This window comes from Gordonia sp. (in: high G+C Gram-positive bacteria) (assembly GCF_047602025.1).
GTDB lineage: Bacteria > Actinomycetota > Actinomycetes > Mycobacteriales > Mycobacteriaceae > Gordonia.
This window is the reverse complement of sequence record NZ_JASGII010000001.1, coordinates 2,712,225-2,729,039: the sequence shown is the minus strand read 5'-3', so window position 1 is coordinate 2,729,039 and position 16,815 is coordinate 2,712,225. Positions and strand designations below refer to the sequence as shown.

The window sequence follows — 16,815 nt, the reverse complement described above, 5'->3', positions numbered from 1 at the left end:
CTGTGCGGCGTCGGGCCCGATTCGTTGTTCAGCGGATCAGAACGCGGCTTCGTCGAGCTCCATGATGTCGTTGTCGACGTTCTCCAGGATGCCGCGGGTCGCGGTTAGCTGGGGGAGCATGTTCTTCGCGAAGAAGGTCGCGACGGCGACCTTGCCCTCGTAGAACGCCTTGTCCGCGCCGTCGGCACCCTTGTCCAGGGCGGCGAGGGCGACCTCGGCCTGGCGCAGCAGCAGCCAGCCGATCAGCAGGTCGCCGACCGACATCAGGAAGCGCACCGAGCCGGTGCCTACCTTGTAGAGCTGCTTCGGGTCTTCCTGCGCCGACATCAGGAAGTTGGTCAGCGTCGCCGCCATCGCCTGGGTGTCCTCCAGGGCGGTGTTCAGCAGCGCGCGCTCGCCCTTCAGGCGACCGTCGACCTCATCGTTCTTGATGAACTCGGAGATCTGGCCGGCGACGTGGGCCAGCGCCTGGCCCTTGTCGCGGATGATCTTGCGGAAGAAGAAGTCCTGCGCCTGGATGGCCGTCGTGCCCTCGTACAGCGAGTCGATCTTCGAGTCGCGGATGTACTGCTCGATCGGGTAGTCCTGCAGGAAGCCGGAACCGCCGAAGGTCTGCAGCGACTCGGTCAGCTTCTCGTAGGCCCGCTCCGAGCCGACGCCCTTGACGATCGGGAGCAGCAGGTCGTTGACCTTGAACGCCATCTCCTTGTCGGCACCGGACACCAGCTGTGCGGTCGCGTCGTCCTGGTGGGCGGCGGTGAACAGGTAGATCGCGCGCAGACCCTCGGCGTAGGCCTTCTGGGTCATCAGGGCGCGACGCACGTCCGGGTGGTGGGTGATGGTAACGCGCGGAGCGGCCTTGTTGGTCATCTCGGTCATGTCGGCGCCCTGGATGCGGTTCTTCGCGTAGTCGAGCGCGTTCAGGTAGCCGGTCGACAGGGTCGAGATGGCCTTGGTGCCGACCATCATGCGGGCGTGCTCGATGACGTCGAACATCTGCGCAATGCCGTTGTGGACCTCGCCGACGAGCCAGCCCTTGGCCGGGACGCCGTGCTGGCCGAAGGACAGCTCACAGGTGGCCGAGGCCTTGAGGCCCATCTTGTGCTCGACGTTGGTGACGAAGACGCCGTTGCGCTCGCCGAACTCCTGGGTCTCGAAGTCGAAGTGGGTCTTCGGGACGTAGAACAGCGACAGGCCCTTGGTGCCCGGTCCGGCGCCCTCGGGGCGGGCCAGCACGAGGTGCATGATGTTCTCGAACATGTCGTCGGAGTCGGCCGAGGTGATGAAGCGCTTCACGCCCTCGATGTGCCAGCTGCCGTCTTCCTGCTCGACGGCCTTGGTGCGGCCGGCGCCGACGTCGGAACCGGCGTCGGGCTCGGTGAGGACCATGGTGGCGCCCCAGCCGCGCTCGGCGATGATCTCGGCCCACTTCTTCTGCTCGTCGGTGCCGTTGTTGTAGAAGACCTGGGCGAAGGACGGGCCGGCCATGTACATGAACAGCGCCGGCTGCGCACCGAGGATCATCTCCGCCAGCGACCACTGCAGGGCCGGGGGAACGACGACGCCGCCGAGCTCCTCGCGCAGGCCGAGGGAGCCCCAACCGGCGTCCTGGTAGGTCTTGACAGCCTTCTTGAACGCGTCGGGGATGGTGACCGTGTGGGTGTCCGGGTGGAACACGGGCGGGTTGCGGTCGGTGTCGGCGAACGGCTCGGCGAGCGGCCCCTCAGCCAGCGCCGCGACCTCGCGGAGCATGTCGTCGGCGGTCTCGCGATCGAGGTCGGCGTATTCGCCCTCGCCGAGGACCTTCTCGAGGTCGAGGACCTCGAACAGGTTGAACTGGATGTCACGCAGGTTGGACTTGTAGTGGCCCATGGTGGTGCTTCCTTTGTTGTTGGGCTGTCGGGTTTGGCACGGCCCGCTGTGGGGTTGTTGTCGCGACGGTAAGTTACTCGTCGGTAACCAGGCAAGAATACTAGCAACTCCGAGGTGGAACAACTGGAGGGTTTGTGACCTCGGTCAACCACCCGTGACTACAGGTTAGCGCGGAGATAGGCCAGGTCATCGGGGATTCCGGGGGCCGGAGTCTCAAGTACGACAGGAGCATCGGCGGCCTCGATCACGCCCACCAGGACGGCCGGGTCGATATGGCCGTCGGCGAGGTTCGCGTGCCGGTCGCGGCCGGAATCGAACTCGTCGCGCGAGTTGTTCAGGTGCACCAGGTCGATCCGGCCGGTGATCGCGCGGATCCGCTCGACCAGGCCGACGAGGTCTTCGCCGCCGGCCCACGCGTGACAGGTGTCCAAGCAGAAGCCGGCCTGCTCGAAGTCGCCCACCGCCTCCCAGAGCCGCTCGATCGATTCGAGGGTCCGGGCCATCGCGTGATCGCCGCCCGCGGTGTTCTCGATCAGGATCGGGACGCCGAAACCGCCCTTGTCCTCCTGACGCTCGAACAGCTTGCGCCAGTTCTCGAACCCGAGTGCGGCGTCCTCGCCGTCGCGCAGGTGCCCGCCGTGCACGACGAGGCCGAAGGCGCCCAATTCGGCGGCGGCCGCCGCCTGCTGCTCGACGGCCTTGCGCGACGGCATCCGCAGCCGGTTGTTCAGGCTCGCGACGTTGATCTGATAGCTGGAGTGCACGACGACGTCGACATCCGACGCCGCGATGGCCGCCGCGTCGTCGCGCGCCTCCGGCTTCTTCCACCCCTGCGGGTCGGTGACGAACATCTGGAAGACGTCGATGCCGAGTTCCTTGGCGGTCTCGAGCGGGTTGTCCTCTTCGCGCAGGTGGGCTCCGATTCGCATGGCTCTACGATAAGCGCCATGACGCCGTTGCGATCACTGCTCCTGTTCGTCGCCGCCGCGGTGCTCGAAATCGGTGGCGCCTGGCTGATCTGGCAGGGGCTCCGGGAACACCGCGGCTGGCTGTGGGTCGGCCTCGGCGCCATCGCCCTCGGTTGCTACGGCATCGTCGCCGCCGGCCAGCCCGACGCCAACTTCGGCCGGGTGTTGGCCGCCTACGGCGGCGTGTTCATCGTCGGATCGCTGATCTGGGGGATGGTGGCCGACGGCTTCCGGCCCGACCGCTACGACGTCGTCGGTGCGCTGATCTGCCTCGTCGGCGTCGGCGTGATCATGTACGCGCGCTGACTGTCAGCGCGGGACTTCGACGTCGCCGATCTCGTACTCGGTCTCCACCGACAGCGGCACGCCGGGTGCGATGAGCAGGCTGCACGGTGTCGGGCTGTCGGGATAGAGCGTGAACCACTGATGGTTGGCGTCGTCGCCGTAGACGGTTTCGAGCACGCGCTGCAGGCGGGCCTCCCCCTCGCGGTTGAGGATGTATTTGCTGCCGCCGTAGTGCAGGAATCGATTCGGCATGGGCACCTCCACGAGCTGGATCGTCATGTGACCTGGATCACCATGCTACGGCAGCGGTGCGGCAACGGCGAGCCCCCGAAAACGAGCGAGCCCCGGACCCTGTCGGGTACGGGGCTCGCTCGAAAGGCTGTTGACTAGCCGCGGCGCAGGTTCACCTTCATGAAGTACACCTGGTAGCCGTGCCAGATCGAGTACGTGAAGTACATCGTCGGGCCGTCCAGCGACCACGGGTGGATGAACGGCGCGTAGCCGCCCACCGGGTTCGACGCCGGCACGATGATGTGCGGCTTGGTCCACGGGCCCTCCGGGCGCGGGGCGGTGCGCAGGGCGGCGCCGTCGCGGGTGGAGAGGGACACGTAGCGGCCGATGTACTTGTTGTAGGCGACCGAGAGCTCACCGGTGGGGGCGCTCATGATCGGGGTCGCCAGCGACGGACCCTTGACCCAGTGGCCGTTCGCCCAGTACTCGTACGCACCGAGGTTGGCGATCTTGTCCTCCGGGACGCGGCCGAGGTAGACGGCGCCGAAGCGGCCGCTCGGGGTGCCGTAGGTGTAGACGTAGCCGCCGTCCTTCAGGAAGGCGATCTGCTGGAACTTGCGGTTGCCCTTGTAGTTCGGGCGCTTGGCCACGATCTGCTTGAAGGTGCGGCCGTTGTTCTTCGACACGGCAATCGCGCCGTAGCGGGTCTGCCAGCGGCCCGGGTCGCCCCACAGGTTGATCGCCTGCATGCCCATGTACTGCTTGCCGCCGACCGAGATGCCGCCGGTCGGGACGATGGTGACGTCGCGGCGCGAGGCCTTGACGACGCGCTTGGCGTGTCCGGGCGGGCCCGAGTGGCCGGTGAAGTGCAGGCCGTCGGACAGGTGCGGGTCGCGCGAGCGCAGCAGCATGTTGGAGCGCAGGGCGAACAGGTTGCCGCGCAGCAGCGACCACCCGTTGAAGGACTGGGTGTCACCGAAGGCGGCGAGCACCTCGCGGCGACCGTTGTCCCACAGGATGCCCAGGTCGGTGCCGATGACGTTGTAGCGGCCGACGGTGTCGTTGATGGAGCCGGGGCCCGTGATGCGGGCGACCATTTGACCCGGTCCGGCGACGAACGCGTCGGCGTCGGCAGCCGTGTAGGCAGAGGCCAAGCCGGCGGCGGTGGCCGCGGCGGCGCCGAGGGCGACGGTCTTGACGCTGATAGCTGGAAAACGCATGAAAGGCAGGCTACCAGCGATCGTGACCAATCCGTGATTCGAGCCGCGACGACGGTGACCTACATCACGCTTGTTTCATCCGGTCTTCGGGTTTGACCGACGTGAAGTCGATCTCGGCCTTCGCGTTGTTGACCGCTGCCACGGCGCCGGTGCCGAACGGTCCGTCGACGTCGTAGAGGGTGCAGGTGCTGGCCGAGATGCCGTCGTCCTCGAGGTGGAAATCGGCCTCGACGCCGACCCGCACGCCGCGCGGCAGCCGGGCCAGGACGACAGTCAGGTCGCAGTTGATCAGCGCAATGCCGGTGGTGCCCCAGTTGGCCATCAGGCTGGTCGACTCGGCGGCGATCACGGCCCGCACGAACGGGGAGGGCGTCTCGCCGGGCACGACCGGGAGTGGGTGGGTCCAGTGGCGCTTGCGCCCCGGTCCCTGCAGGGCGGCCAGATCGCTGGTCCACTCGATGGCGGCCACCGGCGAGCCGTCTGCGCTGGTCGTGGCGTCGGCGGCGAACCGCGGGTAGTAGTCGTCGTCGGGGACTTCGGGCGGATCGAAGGCGGACGTCGGGCGCTCCCAGCGCTCGCCGGCGGGGTTGGTCGACTCCTTGAGGAAGACGGTGGTCGAGCGGGCGACGCGGACCGGCTCGTCGCCGCCGTGCTGGAAGATGTCGACCTCGACGACCCGCACCCGGCCGCCCTCGCGCAGCATCGTGGCCGTCGTCGTGGTCGGGTCGGCGCGGGCCGCGCGAAACAGGTCGATGGTGAATCGGACCGGGCGGAATCCGTCGGCGCCACCGGCGATCTCGGCACTGCGGGCGGCGATGGCACACACCGCCGGACCGTTGAGGGTGCGGGGCGCCCAGAGGCTCAGGGAGAAGCGGGTGGGGTCGAATCGGCCATCCGATTCGGTGAAAAAGCTCGCTGTCGACACGTGTCCTTATTACACCCGGCGTGCACCGATCTGAGCCGCGGGATGTGTTCATCGCGGATTAAATTGGAGTTGGTACGGACAACCGGTGTTTCGTGGGCTAATCTCAACGCATGACAATTGCTGATATCGAACGTCAAATCCCGGAGAAGGCCGTTGCCTCCGTTCGGGGAACCATCCTCTTCTCGGCTCTGCTTGGCATCGTGCTCGGCATTGCCGCGCTCGTGTGGCCGGGCAAGACCCTCAACGTCCTGGCGATCCTGCTGGGCATCGCGCTGGTCGCCTCCGGTCTCTTCCGCATCTACCAGTCGTTCTCGGCGACCCTGCTGAGCAAGGGCCTCCGCTTCGCCTACCTGCTCATCGGTCTGATGATCCTGTGGGCCGGCATCGTGGTGCTGTGGCACCCGTCCAACGACGGCTGGGCTGAGGCCGACCGCATCTGGTTCCTCGCGGTCTTCATCGGTGTGGGCTGGATCTTCCAGGGTCTCGCCGAGCTCTTCGCCGCGACCACCGGTTCGGGTCACTCCTCGAAGCTGCTGGCCGTCCTCGCCGGCCTGGTTGCGATCGCCGCGGGCATCATCATGCTGGTGTGGCCGGCCCCGTCGCTGCTGACCTTCGTCTGGATCTCCGCGATCCTGCTGATCGTCGTCAGCGTCGCCTCGCTGTTCACCCTTCCGAAGAAGGTCTAACCGGCCGCGTCGTCAACGACGCGCACGACTACGAAGCCGGCGCCAATCCGTCCACTGTGAGCGGGTTGGCGCCGGTTTCTTTTGTGCTCAACTCGGTGATCGTTGTCAGCAGGTCGACCTTGTGCCGCAGCGGCTGCGCGAGCTCGGCGGAGTCCACCTCGGTGGCGTAGGTTGCCGGGGCGCCGAGCAGTCGTCGCGCGGCATCCGGGTCGGAATCCCACAGGGCGTCGGCGGTCTGCAGGTACAGCGCGACCGCCTGCGGGTAGTCGCGCAGGTTCAGCAACGCCCACGCCCACCGCTTCGCGACGTCGACGGTGTCCTGCTCGGCTCGCCCATGGGTGCGCACGTACTTGCCGTGCAGCTCGGTGCACAGGCCGACGCACTCGGTCCACTTGCTCAGCTCGTAGGCGCACCGGATGCAGTCGTGCAGGTTGTGCAGGTACTGCGGGGAGTACGGGCCCTCCCGTCGGGCGCGGATCTCCGCCAGCACGGAGAACTCGGCGAGGGCGGACATGTATTCACCGTCGGCGTAGAGGGCGCACGCCTCGGCTTCCATCTCGTTGAGCATGGTTCCAGTGTGGCGCATCGGAGTGTGATCTGTGTCATATCCGGGTGATGGGACAATGGCCGGGTGACCAGACGCGCCCGACTCCAACGATTCGCGTGGCTCTCGATCGCGACGGCGGTGGCGACGATCGCGCTGAAGGTCGTGGCGTGGCAGCTCACCGGATCGGTGGGATTGCTGTCCGACGCGGCCGAGTCGGTGGTGAACCTGGTGGCCGCGGTCGTGGCGCTGATCGCCCTGGGCGTCGCGGCCCGGCCCGCCGACGACAACCACAACTTCGGGCACGCCAAAGCGGAGTACTTCTCCGCCGGCGTCGAGGGCGCGATGATCTTCGTCGCCGCGATCGTCATCATCTTCGCCGCGATCGAGCGGATGCTCCACCCGCGTTCGCTCGAGTCGCTGGGAATCGGTGTCGTCGTGTCCGTGGTGGCCGCGGTGTTGAACGGGGTCGTCGCGCTGGTGCTGTTGCGCGCGGGCCGTCGGTACCGATCGATCACGCTGACCGCCGACGGCAAGCACTTGATGACCGACCTCGTCACGACGGCCGGCGTCGTCGTCGGGATCGTGGTCGTCGCGCTGACCGGATGGGAGTGGCTCGATCCGATCATCGCGATCGCCGTCGCGCTCAACATCCTGTTCATCGGCTACCGGCTCATCGTCGAGTCGACCTCGGGGCTGATGGACGTCGCGCTGCCCGACGAGGATGTGGCCCGGTTCTTCTCCGTCCTCGACGAGTTCCGGTCGCCCGACGTCGAGTTCCACGACGTCCGCACGCGCACGAGCGGGCACCTGCGCTTCCTGCAGCTGCACATGCTGGTGCCCGGCGACTGGTCGGTGCAGCGCGGTCACGACCTCGTCGAGGAGGTCGAGGCGAGGCTGCACGAGCAGGTCGAGGACCTCGTCATCACCGTCCACCTCGAGCCGATCGAGGACCCCCGGGCGTACGAGCCCGACCGCCGCCCCTGACCCCACCCGCACTCTGACCCCGCCGAGTGGGCACTCTGACCCCGCCGAGTGGGCACTCTGAGACCGCCGAGTGGGCGGCTACTTGGACTTGAGTATGGCCAATTGCTCGTCGATAGCGGCGTCGAGTTTGTTGCGCACAGCGCCGTGCGCGGCCAAGGTTGCGGCGACGTCACCGTCGGCGAACATCGCCAGCAGTAGGTGCTCGGTACCGACGTAGTTGTGCCCCTTGCCCAGGGCGACCGCCAAGGTCTCGTCGAGGACCTTCTTGGACGCGTCGGAGTACGGGATCATGGTCCGCGCATCGGCTGCGAGCGTGGTCTCGGCGGGCGTTGGATCGCCGAAGGCGGAGCGGAGGCCGTCGACGTCGGCGCCGGTCTGCTTGAGCGCGGCGACCGCCAGCGTCTGATCGTCGGTCAGCAGGTGTCGTGCCACCAGGGCCGGCCCGATGCTCTCAACCTGAGAGCGAACCGCATCGTCGTGAGCCTTGACGAGAACTGCCCGCGCGCGGGGTGTGAAGCGCTCGAACGTGTCACCGTCGGCTTTGGGGGTGAAGCGCTTCTGGGCGGCCTGCTTGGTCACGCCCATGCTGGCGCCGATCGCACTCCAGGGTTGGCCCGCTCGACGTGCCTGGTCGACGAAGTAGCCGATGAGGGAGTCTCCGACATCGCCGAGGTGCTCTGACACCGTCATGGCTGCGGAGAGCTGTTGCAACGGATCCGCAGCGGCTTTGCGCACGGCACCGATGAGGTCGTCGAGGCGAACGTTGGACAAGAACTCAGGGGCATCACTCATGCGTCAACTCTAGGTTGACGACAAGCATCTGTCAACCACGGGTTGACGCGCAGTCTCCTGTGGCTCACCACCCACTTGGGTGAGAGTGACCGCCCGCTCGGCGTGGTTGGGGTGCCCACTCGGCGTGAAACGGTGCCCACTCGGCGGGGAAACGGTGCCCACTCGGCGAGATTTGGTGCCCACTCGACGATAGGGTTGGGGCCATTGCTCAACTGCCGGAAGGGCTGGACTTGATCGGGTACGTCGCGCGACGCACCGCCACGTGGTCGGTGCTCGTCTTCGTCGCGGTCAACCTCACGTACTTCATCGCGACCAGATTCCTGGACCCGCGGTCGAACTACGCGGCGCGCAAGCCGCCCCTCCCGCCGGCGCAGGTCGACGCCCAACTCAGCACCTACAACCTCAACGACAAGACGCCGATCCTCGAGCGCTGGTGGAAGTGGCTGACCGACATCCTGCTGCACTGGAACTGGGGCTCGAGCCCGACCGGCGTCAGCGTCAACGGTCAGATCGCCTACCGCGCCGGCGTCTCCGCGCAGCTCGTCTTCGGCGCGACCGTCCTCGCGACGCTCCTCGGCGTCGGCCTCGGCGTCTACACCGCGATGCGCAAGTACCAGGTCTCCGACCGCGTGCTGCAGGGCGTCTCGATCTTCTTCATCAACCTTCCGGTGGCGGTCATCGGGCTGGCGGTCGTCCTCATCGGCATCACCGTCAACCAGAAGACCGGCCATTCGGTGGTCCTGGTGTCCGGTGCGCGCAGCGTCGACGTCGAAGGCTTCTTCCCGACGGTCCTCGACCGCCTGAAACACCTGATCCTCCCGACGATCACCCTCGTCCTCGCGCAGTACGCCGGCCTGCACTTCCTGCAGCGGTCGCTGCTGCTCGACACCATCGACGCCGACTACGTGCGCACCGCGCGGGCCAAGGGCCTCACGCGCGGTCAGGCGGTGCGCAAGCACGCGCTGCGGACGGCGATCATCCCGGTCGCGGTCGGCGTGGCGTTCGCCATCCCGGGCATCTTCACCGGAGCCGTCATCACCGAGACGATCTTCGGCTGGGAGGGGATGGGCCGCTACTTCGTCACGTCGATCAACTCCAACGACATCCACGGAGCCGTCGCCGTCGCGGCCTTCGGCGCCCTCGCCACCGCGATCGGCGCGATCCTCGCCGACGTCGCCGTCGTCCTGCTCGATCCGCGCGTGAGGAGCAGCCGGTGAAATCCCTGATGTGGCAGCGGTTCGCGCGGCAGAAGCCCGCACTGGTCGGCCTGTGGCTGTTCGTGGCGCTGGTCGCCTTCGCGGTGTTCGGCGGCCTGTTCACCCGCTACAGCTACACCGACACCGACTTCCTCTCGATCGGCTTCCCGCCGAGCCGTGGGCACTGGTTCGGCACCAACGACGCCGGCAACGACCTCTACGCGCAGGTTGTGCACGGCCTGCAGCGCTCGTTGATCATCGCCCTCGCCGTTTCCGTGGGCACGACGCTGATCGCCGCGGTCGCCGGCTCGCTGGCCGCGTTCTTCGGCGGCTGGGTGGAGAAGGCGACGCTCGGCGTCATCTACCTGCTGCTCGTGGTGCCGAGCTTCCTGATCCTCGCGATGACCGCCAACGCGACCGGTGGCGACTGGCGCTGGATCATCGCGGCGCTGATCGTGTTCGGCTGGATGATGCTCGCCCGCGTCGTGCACTCGATGGCGGTCTCGCTGCGCGAGCGCGAGTTCGTCATCGCCGCGCGGTACATGGGAGAGCGGCCGTGGCGGATCATCGCGCGCCACATCATCCCCAACCTGTCGTCGCTGCTCGTCATCAACTTCGCGCTCGGCGTCGTCGGCACGGTCCTCACCGAGACCGGCCTGTCCTTCCTGGGGCTGGGCGTCAAGATCCCCGACGTCTCGCTCGGCTCGCTGCTGCAGTCGGGCGTCGGCACCATCGTCGCCTCGCCGTGGCTGTTCTACTTCCCGGCCGGCGTCCTCGCACTGCTGACCGTCTCGATGACCCTCATGGCCGACGGCCTGCGCGACGCCCTCGACCCCAACGCCGCCAACCCGACGATCGCCGAACCGGTCGACGTCGACAAGGGGGGCGTGGCATGAGCGAGCCACTGTTGCGGGTCACGGACCTGCGCGTCGCCTTCGGGTCCGAGGCCGGTCGCGTCGACGCCGTCCGCGGCCTCGACTTCACCGTCGAGCGCGGCCGGACGCTCGCGATCGTCGGTGAGTCCGGGTCGGGGAAGTCGGCGTCGGCACTCGCCGTCATGGGCCTGTTGCCCGACTCGGCGCTCGTCAGCGGATCAGCGAAGCTGCGGGGCCGCGAGTTGATCGGACTCGACGACGGCGAGCTGTCCGACATCCGCGGCAACGAGATCGCCATGATCTTCCAGGACCCGCTGTCGTCGCTGACACCGGTGTTCACCGTCGGCGACCAGATCGTCGAGGCGCTCCAGGTGCACCGCTCGATTCCCGCCGCGGCCGCCAAGGCGCGCGCCATCGAGCTGCTCGACGCCGTTGGGATCCCCGACCCCGCCACGCGCGCCCAGTCGTACCCGCACCAACTCTCCGGCGGCCAGCGCCAGCGCGTCATGATCGCCATGGCCATCGCCAACGAGCCCGACCTGATCATCGCCGACGAGCCGACCACGGCCCTCGACGTCACCGTCGCCGAACAGGTCTTGCGCCTGCTCACCACGCTGCAGCGGGAGACCGACGCCGGGCTGGTCCTCATCACCCACGACTTCGGCGTCGTCGCGCGCGTCGCCGACGACGTGATCGTCATGAACAGCGGCGACGCCGTCGAGCGCGCCCCCGTGAACGAGCTCTTCGACCACCCGCGCGACCCGTACACGATCCGCCTCCTCGACGCCGTGCCGCGGATCGACGGCCCGATGCGGACGGAGGCGCAGGGTCTCGATACACCGACCTCGCAGGCTCGGTCGGCACTCGACCGCCAAGATGCGGTCCTGTCCGTTGACGACCTCACCAAGACGTTCGCGGTGACGTCGCGGTTCCTGCGTCGGCGCACCGGGGAGGTGCGGGCGGTCAAGGGCGTCTCCTTCGACCTCGACGCCGGCCAGACGCTCGCGATCGTCGGCGAGTCCGGCAGCGGCAAGTCGACGACGCTGCACGAGATCATGGGCTTCGGTCAGCCGCCGGGCGTCGTCCGGCTCGCCGGTCGCGATCCGGCGACGCTGCGCGGTCGGGAACAGCGTGCGCTGCGCCAGCAGATCTCGATGGTCTTCCAGGACCCGGCGGGAGCGCTGAACCCGCGGATGACCGCGCGCGATGTCGTCGCCGAGCCGCTGCGCGTCGCCGGCCAGTCCGCCGACGAGGCCCACGCCCGCGTCGCCGAGCTGCTGGCCCAGGTCGGCCTCGACGCCGACCACGGCGACCGCTTCCCGCGCGCCTTCTCCGGCGGCCAGCGCCAACGCCTCGCGATCGCCCGCGCGCTGGCGACCGAGCCGGCGGTCATCGCGCTCGACGAGCCGCTGTCGGCGCTCGACGTCTCCATCCAGGCCGACGTCCTCGATCTGCTGATCCGGCTCCAGGAGGAGACCGGCGTCGCCTACGTCATCGTCGCCCACGATCTGGCGGTGGTCCGCAAGATCGCGCACCGCGTCGCGGTGATGAAGGCCGGCGAGTTCGTCGAGCAGGGGACCGTCGCCGACGTCTTCACCCACCCGCAACACCCCTACACGCGCGAGCTGATCGCGGCGGTGCCGCCGCTCGATCCCCGCCGCGCCCGGATCGAGGTCGAGGCATGAGACTGCGATTGGCGGCCGTGGTCCTCGCGGCGGCGACGGCCATCGCCGGCTGCGGCGTGGACCTGTCGGCGGACAGTTCCTTCGAACCGGGCAAGGCGCAACTCAACGCCAAGCCGCGCGACCAGGTCCGCGACGGAGGCTCGCTGACGACGGCTCTGACCGAGGTCACCCCGCAGTGGAATAGCTTCCACGCCGACGGCACGGCGTACACGTTGTCGTTGTGGCGCTGGTACAACCCGGTGTTGGCCTACTTCTCGGCCGACGGCGAGTACTCGTTCAACCGTGACTACCTCACCGATGTCCACAAGGCCGTCGTCGGCGGAAAGACGGTCGTGACGTACACGATCAATCCCCGCGCGACCTACAACGACGGGACACCGATCGACTGGCGGTCCTTCGAGAACACGTGGCGAGTCAACAGTGGCGCCGATCCCACCTATGCGGCCAGCAGCACCGACGGCTACGACCAGATTGAAACGGTGACTCGCGGCGTCGACGACAAGCAGGCCGTCGTCACCTTCCGCGGCGTGTGGGCCTGGCCGGACGGGTTGTTCAACCTGCTGCAGCACCCGAAGATCGTCACTGCCGACGACTTCAACCGTTCGTACATGCAGAACCCGCGCGCCGACCTCGGAGCCGGTCCGTACACGGTCGAGTCCTATGACCGGAACGCCGGCACTGTCGTATTCCGCCGCAATCCCAAGTGGTGGGGCAAGCCGGGCAAGCTCGAGCGTCGCGTCTTCCGGCAGATGGAGCCGCAGGCGGCGATCAACGCCTTCCGCAACGGGGAGTTGGATGCCACCGGGGTGAGCAGCAAGGACAACCGAGCCCAGGTGGTGACGATGACCGGCATCGATGTCCGCGCGTCGGCGACACCGGCCAACGCACTGCTCGTGGTCAACCTCGACACCCCGGTGCTGCGTGACATTCGCGTGCGCGAGGCGCTGCTGCGCGGCATCGACCGGCAGACGCTCGCCCGTATTCGTTTCACCGGCCTCGGCTACACCGAGGACTTGCCCGGCTCCTTCCTGCTCTATCCCTTCCAACCCGGTTACCGCGACAACGTCGGGTCGACGGTCACCTATGACCAGGAACGCTCGCGCCGCCTCCTCGACGAGGCCGGCTGGCGGTCCGACAGCGGAGGCATCCGGCACCAGGATGGCCGGCGGTTGACGCTGTCGATGCCCATCCTCGGCGACGACTCGACGACCGCGAACCTCGCGCGGGCGATGCAGGCGATGCTGCGCCAGGTGGGGATCGACCTGGCCATCGCGGTGCGGCCCACTTCCGACTTCTCCAAGGTGATCGTCGGCAAGGAGTTCGACGTGTTCCAGATGGGGTTCAGCTCGTCGGACCCGTTCGGGCTGGCCTATCTGTGCCAGATCTGGTGCTCGAACTCGCAGCTGAACCGGGCGGGCGCGGGATCTCCCGAGCTTGACGCGGAGATCAAACGGGTCCAACAGATCCCCGACCCGACCCAGCAGATCAAGGCAGGCAACGAGGCCGAGGCGAGGGCCTTTAAGCAGTACTCCAACCTGCCTTTGTTCAACGGGCCGACAATGGTCGCCGTGAAGAAGAAGCTGGCGAACTACGGCGCCGGGATGTTCTTCATCGGGCCCGTCGAAGACATCGGCTGGGAGAAGTAGCGCCTTTAGGCGTGCACGTGCGGCGCCGCCCACTGCGGCAGCGGATCGGGGAACTCGGTCCACCCCTGCGGCCCGAGCGCCATCTCGTCGTCGGTCAGCAGGGCCGCCGACAACACGCGCTGCGGCTGGCTGCGGTCCAGGCGCACCCCGATGAACACGAGTTCCTGACCGGGCTTCTCGTCGGTGTTCGCCCACGGCCCGGCGGCCTCGATGAACAGGTTCGGGCCGGCCTGCGACCAGATGGCCGCCGTCTCCGGGCGCGTGGCGACCCAGCAGAAGCCCTTGCTCCGGATGATGCCCTGCAGACCGTCGAGCGCCTGCGCCAGCCGCGCGGGGTGGAAGGGGCGGTCGGAGCGGAAGACGACGCTGCTGATGCCGTACTCCTCGGTCTCCGGCGTGTGACCGCCCGCGATCTCCTCGGCCCAGCCCTCGAGCTGTCGGGCGGCGTTGACGTCGAACAGGCCGGTGCCGAGCACCTCGTCGAGGTCGATGTCGCCCTTGATCGTGCGGATCAGCTTGGCGTGCGGGTTGAGCCGGCTGATCGTCGCCTCGGTGGCGCCCGCGACGGCCTCGGACACCAGGTCGGTCTTCGACAGCAGGATGACGTCGGCGAATTCGACCTGGTCGACGAGCAGGTCGGAGATGCTGCGCTCGTCGCCGGGAGCCGCCTCCAGGTCGCGGTCGGCGAGGTTCTCACCCCGGGTGAGTTCGGCGAGGAAGGTCGAGGAGTCGACGACGGTGACCATCGTGTCCAGGCGGGTGACCGACGACAGCGAGAAGCCGTCCTCAAACTCCCAGTCGAACGTCGCCGCGACGGGCATCGGTTCGGAGATGCCCGTGGACTCGATGACGACGTAGTCGAAGCGGCCCTCCGCGGCCAGGCGGGCGACCGATTCGACGAGGTCCTCGCGCAGGGTGCAGCAGATGCAGCCGTTGGTCAGCTCGACGAGCTTCTCCTCGGTGCGGTCGAGCCGGGCGTCGCCGAAGTCGCCGTCGACGAGCTGGGCGTCGATGTTGACCTCGCTCATGTCGTTGACGATCACCGCGACGCGCAGACCGCCGCGGTTCGCGAGGAGGTGGTTGAGGACGGTGGTCTTGCCGGCGCCGAGAAAGCCGGACAGGACCGTGACGGGGATGCGGGTATCACTGGGGGCTGCCATCTACTAATGATAACCATTATCAATAAGGATTCCCAGTCGGGCCGCTCGACCGGGGCGGCTGACATACTTGGCGGGTGAACCGCGGGACCCTTGCCTTCGTCGGCCTGCTGGTCGTGGGTGTGCTCGTCGCCGTGCCGTTCAACTCCCGGCTCAACGGCGACGAGACGCTCGCGACGGCAGCCACGATCTTCTCCGGCGTCTTCCTGCAGGCCGTTCCGTTCCTCGTCCTCGGCACCCTGGTCAGCGGGGCCATCGCTACGTGGGTGACCCCGGCGATGGTGGCCCGGCTCCTGCCGAAGAAGACCGGCGCGGCGATCGGCGTCGGCGGCCTGGCGGGCGCCCTGCTGCCCGGCTGCGAATGTGCGTCGGTGCCGGTGTCGGCGCGACTGATGGACCGCGGTGTCCCGCAAGCGGCCGCACTCGCCTTCCTGCTCTCCGCGCCGGCGATCAACCCGGTGGTGCTCGTCTCGACCGCCGTCGCGTTCCCGGGCGAGCCGAAGATGGTCGCCGCCCGCTTCGCCGCGTCCCTGCTCACTGCCATCGCCATGGGCGGGCTGTGGGCGCGCTACGGCGACCCGTCGCTCATCGCGCGCCGCGCCGCGCGGTCCGCGGACGACGAGCGGGGCAGCTGGCCGGAGTTCGCCGAGGCGGTGCGCCACGACTTCCTCGAGTCGGCCGCCTACCTCGCGCTGGGTGCGGTGGCCGTCGCGACGCTGCACGTGGTGGTGCCGGACTGGATGTTCGAGAAGGTCGCCGGTCAGATGCTCATCGGGATCGTGTTGATGGCGCTGCTCGCCGTGGTCCTCGCGGTGTGCTCGGAGGCCGACGCCTTCGTCGCTGCGAGCCTGTCCATGTTGCCGCTCGTGCCGCGCCTGGTGTTCCTCGTCGTCGGCCCGGCCGTCGACCTCAAGTTGATCGCCATGCAGGCCGGCGCCTTCGGCTCCCGCTTCGCCGCCCGTTTCTCGACGGCTACGTTCCTCGTCGCCATCGGTGTCGGGACCGGTGTCGGCGCGCTGATCCTCGGGTGGCGCTGATGGGCCGCGAAGCGCAGAACCTCGTGCTGCTCTGCCTCGGGATCACCGTCGCCAAGGTGGTCCTCGACGGGAGTTACGAGCGCTACGTCAAACCCGGTATGTGGCCCTACCTGCTCGTGTCATCGGCGGTGCTGATCGTCCTGGCCGTGTTCGCCATCGGCGCCGACGTCAGTCGGGGCGGCCCGCCGCCGCACGACCACGCGCACGGGCGCTCCCGGGTGCTGTGGTTGCTCACCGTCCCGGTCCTGGTGGTCCTGTTCCTCGCTCCGCCGGCACTCGCCCCGGCCCGCTCCGGCACGACGGCCAACGTCTCGGCGGCCGACTCCGGCGAGTTGCCTCCGCTTCCCGCGGGCCCGGCGCCGACGGTGGGCATCTTCGACGTCGTCCAGCGCGCGATCAGTCCCGGCGGTGGCGGGTTGAGCGGCCGGCCCATCACCCTGCAGGGTTTCCTGCAGCCGCGCGACGGTCGCCCGGAGCTCGCCCAGGTGGTCATCATCTGCTGCGCCGCGGACGCGCGCACCTACCGCATCGAGCTGAGCGGGCCGAAGGCGCAGGAGCTGCTGACCGAGCAGCCCAAGACGTGGTGGCGGATGGTCGGCACGGTCGTCGACGGCAGTACGACCGTCGCGCGCAAGAACGTCCCGCTCTTCGACGTGACGAGCGCCGACGAGGTCCCCGCGCCGAAGAACCCGTACGGCTACTGACCGCG

Annotated in this window: 17 protein-coding genes; 9 read left to right on the top strand and 8 right to left on the bottom strand. The window is 68.3% G+C overall.

Annotation, left to right across the window (positions count from 1 at the left end):
- Nucleotides 1-36 precede the first annotated feature (36 nt).
- Both QM728_RS13735 and QM728_RS13730 read right to left on the bottom strand, forming a co-directional pair.
- Nucleotides 37-1,872 (bottom strand): acyl-CoA dehydrogenase, encoded by a 1,836-nt coding sequence (locus QM728_RS13735; protein WP_415032564.1) that lies wholly within the window; start codon nucleotides 1,870-1,872, stop codon nucleotides 37-39.
- A gap of 158 nt (nucleotides 1,873-2,030) precedes the next feature.
- Nucleotides 2,031-2,801 (bottom strand): deoxyribonuclease IV, encoded by a 771-nt coding sequence (locus tag QM728_RS13730; protein WP_415032563.1) that lies wholly within the window; start codon nucleotides 2,799-2,801, stop codon nucleotides 2,031-2,033.
- An 18-nt stretch (nucleotides 2,802-2,819) separates the two neighbouring features.
- Here QM728_RS13730 and QM728_RS13725 point away from each other — a divergent pair, with 18 nt between their 5' ends.
- Entirely contained in the window at nucleotides 2,820-3,146 is a 327-nt protein-coding gene (locus QM728_RS13725; protein ID WP_415032562.1) for a YnfA family protein, read from the top strand.
- A gap of 3 nt (nucleotides 3,147-3,149) precedes the next feature.
- Here QM728_RS13725 and QM728_RS13720 read toward each other — a convergent pair whose 3' ends face one another.
- The 3 genes from QM728_RS13720 to QM728_RS13710 form a co-directional block, all read right to left on the bottom strand.
- Nucleotides 3,150-3,404 carry a hypothetical protein gene (locus QM728_RS13720; protein ID WP_415032561.1) on the bottom strand — a complete coding sequence of 85 codons (255 nt, stop codon included), beginning with the start codon at nucleotides 3,402-3,404 and terminating at the stop codon, nucleotides 3,150-3,152.
- Nucleotides 3,405-3,511: 107 nt separating this feature from the next.
- Nucleotides 3,512-4,576, bottom strand: a complete 1,065-nt coding sequence (locus QM728_RS13715; RefSeq protein ID WP_415032560.1) for a DUF4185 domain-containing protein — start codon at nucleotides 4,574-4,576, stop codon at nucleotides 3,512-3,514.
- 64 nt (nucleotides 4,577-4,640) lie between these two features.
- Entirely contained in the window at nucleotides 4,641-5,501 is an 861-nt protein-coding gene (locus QM728_RS13710; protein ID WP_415032559.1) for an acyl-CoA thioesterase domain-containing protein, read from the bottom strand.
- A 110-nt stretch (nucleotides 5,502-5,611) separates the two neighbouring features.
- Here QM728_RS13710 and QM728_RS13705 point away from each other — a divergent pair, with 110 nt between their 5' ends.
- Nucleotides 5,612-6,187: an HdeD family acid-resistance protein gene (locus QM728_RS13705; protein ID WP_415032558.1), complete on the top strand. Its 576-nt coding sequence runs from the start codon at nucleotides 5,612-5,614 to the stop codon at nucleotides 6,185-6,187.
- A gap of 28 nt (nucleotides 6,188-6,215) precedes the next feature.
- On the opposite strand, the gene QM728_RS13700 is transcribed toward QM728_RS13705, so the two are convergent.
- The gene (locus tag QM728_RS13700) at nucleotides 6,216-6,755 is read right to left on the bottom strand and encodes a hypothetical protein (protein WP_415032557.1); all 540 of its coding nucleotides are present in this window, start codon (nucleotides 6,753-6,755) and stop codon (nucleotides 6,216-6,218) included.
- A gap of 63 nt (nucleotides 6,756-6,818) precedes the next feature.
- Between QM728_RS13700 and QM728_RS13695 the strand changes: the two genes are divergently transcribed.
- Nucleotides 6,819-7,718, top strand: a complete 900-nt coding sequence (locus QM728_RS13695; RefSeq protein ID WP_415032556.1) for a cation diffusion facilitator family transporter — start codon at nucleotides 6,819-6,821, stop codon at nucleotides 7,716-7,718.
- Nucleotides 7,719-7,796: 78 nt separating this feature from the next.
- Here QM728_RS13695 and QM728_RS13690 read toward each other — a convergent pair whose 3' ends face one another.
- The gene (locus QM728_RS13690; protein ID WP_415032555.1) at nucleotides 7,797-8,510 is read right to left on the bottom strand and encodes a Clp protease N-terminal domain-containing protein; all 714 of its coding nucleotides are present in this window, start codon (nucleotides 8,508-8,510) and stop codon (nucleotides 7,797-7,799) included.
- Nucleotides 8,511-8,740: 230 nt separating this feature from the next.
- Between QM728_RS13690 and QM728_RS13685 the strand changes: the two genes are divergently transcribed.
- The 4 genes from QM728_RS13685 to QM728_RS13670 are packed head-to-tail and all read left to right on the top strand — an operon-like array spanning nucleotide 8,741 to nucleotide 13,912.
- Entirely contained in the window at nucleotides 8,741-9,727 is a 987-nt protein-coding gene (locus QM728_RS13685; RefSeq protein ID WP_415032554.1) for an ABC transporter permease, read from the top strand.
- Between the two features lie 8 nt (nucleotides 9,728-9,735).
- On the top strand, nucleotides 9,736-10,602 hold the full coding sequence (locus tag QM728_RS13680; RefSeq protein WP_415032902.1) for an ABC transporter permease: 867 nt from the start codon (nucleotides 9,736-9,738) through the stop codon (nucleotides 10,600-10,602).
- Nucleotides 10,599-12,266, top strand: coding sequence for an ABC transporter ATP-binding protein (locus QM728_RS13675; protein ID WP_415032553.1), 1,668 nt, complete (start codon nucleotides 10,599-10,601; stop codon nucleotides 12,264-12,266). Before QM728_RS13680 ends, QM728_RS13675 begins: the two co-directional genes overlap by 4 nt.
- Complete coding sequence (locus QM728_RS13670) at nucleotides 12,263-13,912, top strand: ABC transporter family substrate-binding protein (protein WP_415032552.1); 1,650 nt, start codon at nucleotides 12,263-12,265, stop codon at nucleotides 13,910-13,912. Before QM728_RS13675 ends, QM728_RS13670 begins: the two co-directional genes overlap by 4 nt.
- A 5-nt stretch (nucleotides 13,913-13,917) precedes the next feature.
- On the opposite strand, the gene QM728_RS13665 is transcribed toward QM728_RS13670, so the two are convergent.
- On the bottom strand, nucleotides 13,918-15,072 hold the full coding sequence (locus QM728_RS13665; RefSeq protein WP_415032551.1) for a GTP-binding protein: 1,155 nt from the start codon (nucleotides 15,070-15,072) through the stop codon (nucleotides 13,918-13,920).
- A gap of 74 nt (nucleotides 15,073-15,146) precedes the next feature.
- Between QM728_RS13665 and QM728_RS13660 the strand changes: the two genes are divergently transcribed.
- Entirely contained in the window at nucleotides 15,147-16,106 is a 960-nt protein-coding gene (locus tag QM728_RS13660; protein WP_415032550.1) for a permease, read from the top strand.
- Nucleotides 16,106-16,810: a TIGR03943 family putative permease subunit gene (locus QM728_RS13655; protein WP_415032549.1), complete on the top strand. Its 705-nt coding sequence runs from the start codon at nucleotides 16,106-16,108 to the stop codon at nucleotides 16,808-16,810. The genes QM728_RS13660 and QM728_RS13655 overlap by 1 nt, the downstream gene beginning before the upstream one ends.
- Nucleotides 16,811-16,815: the final 5 nt, after the last annotated feature.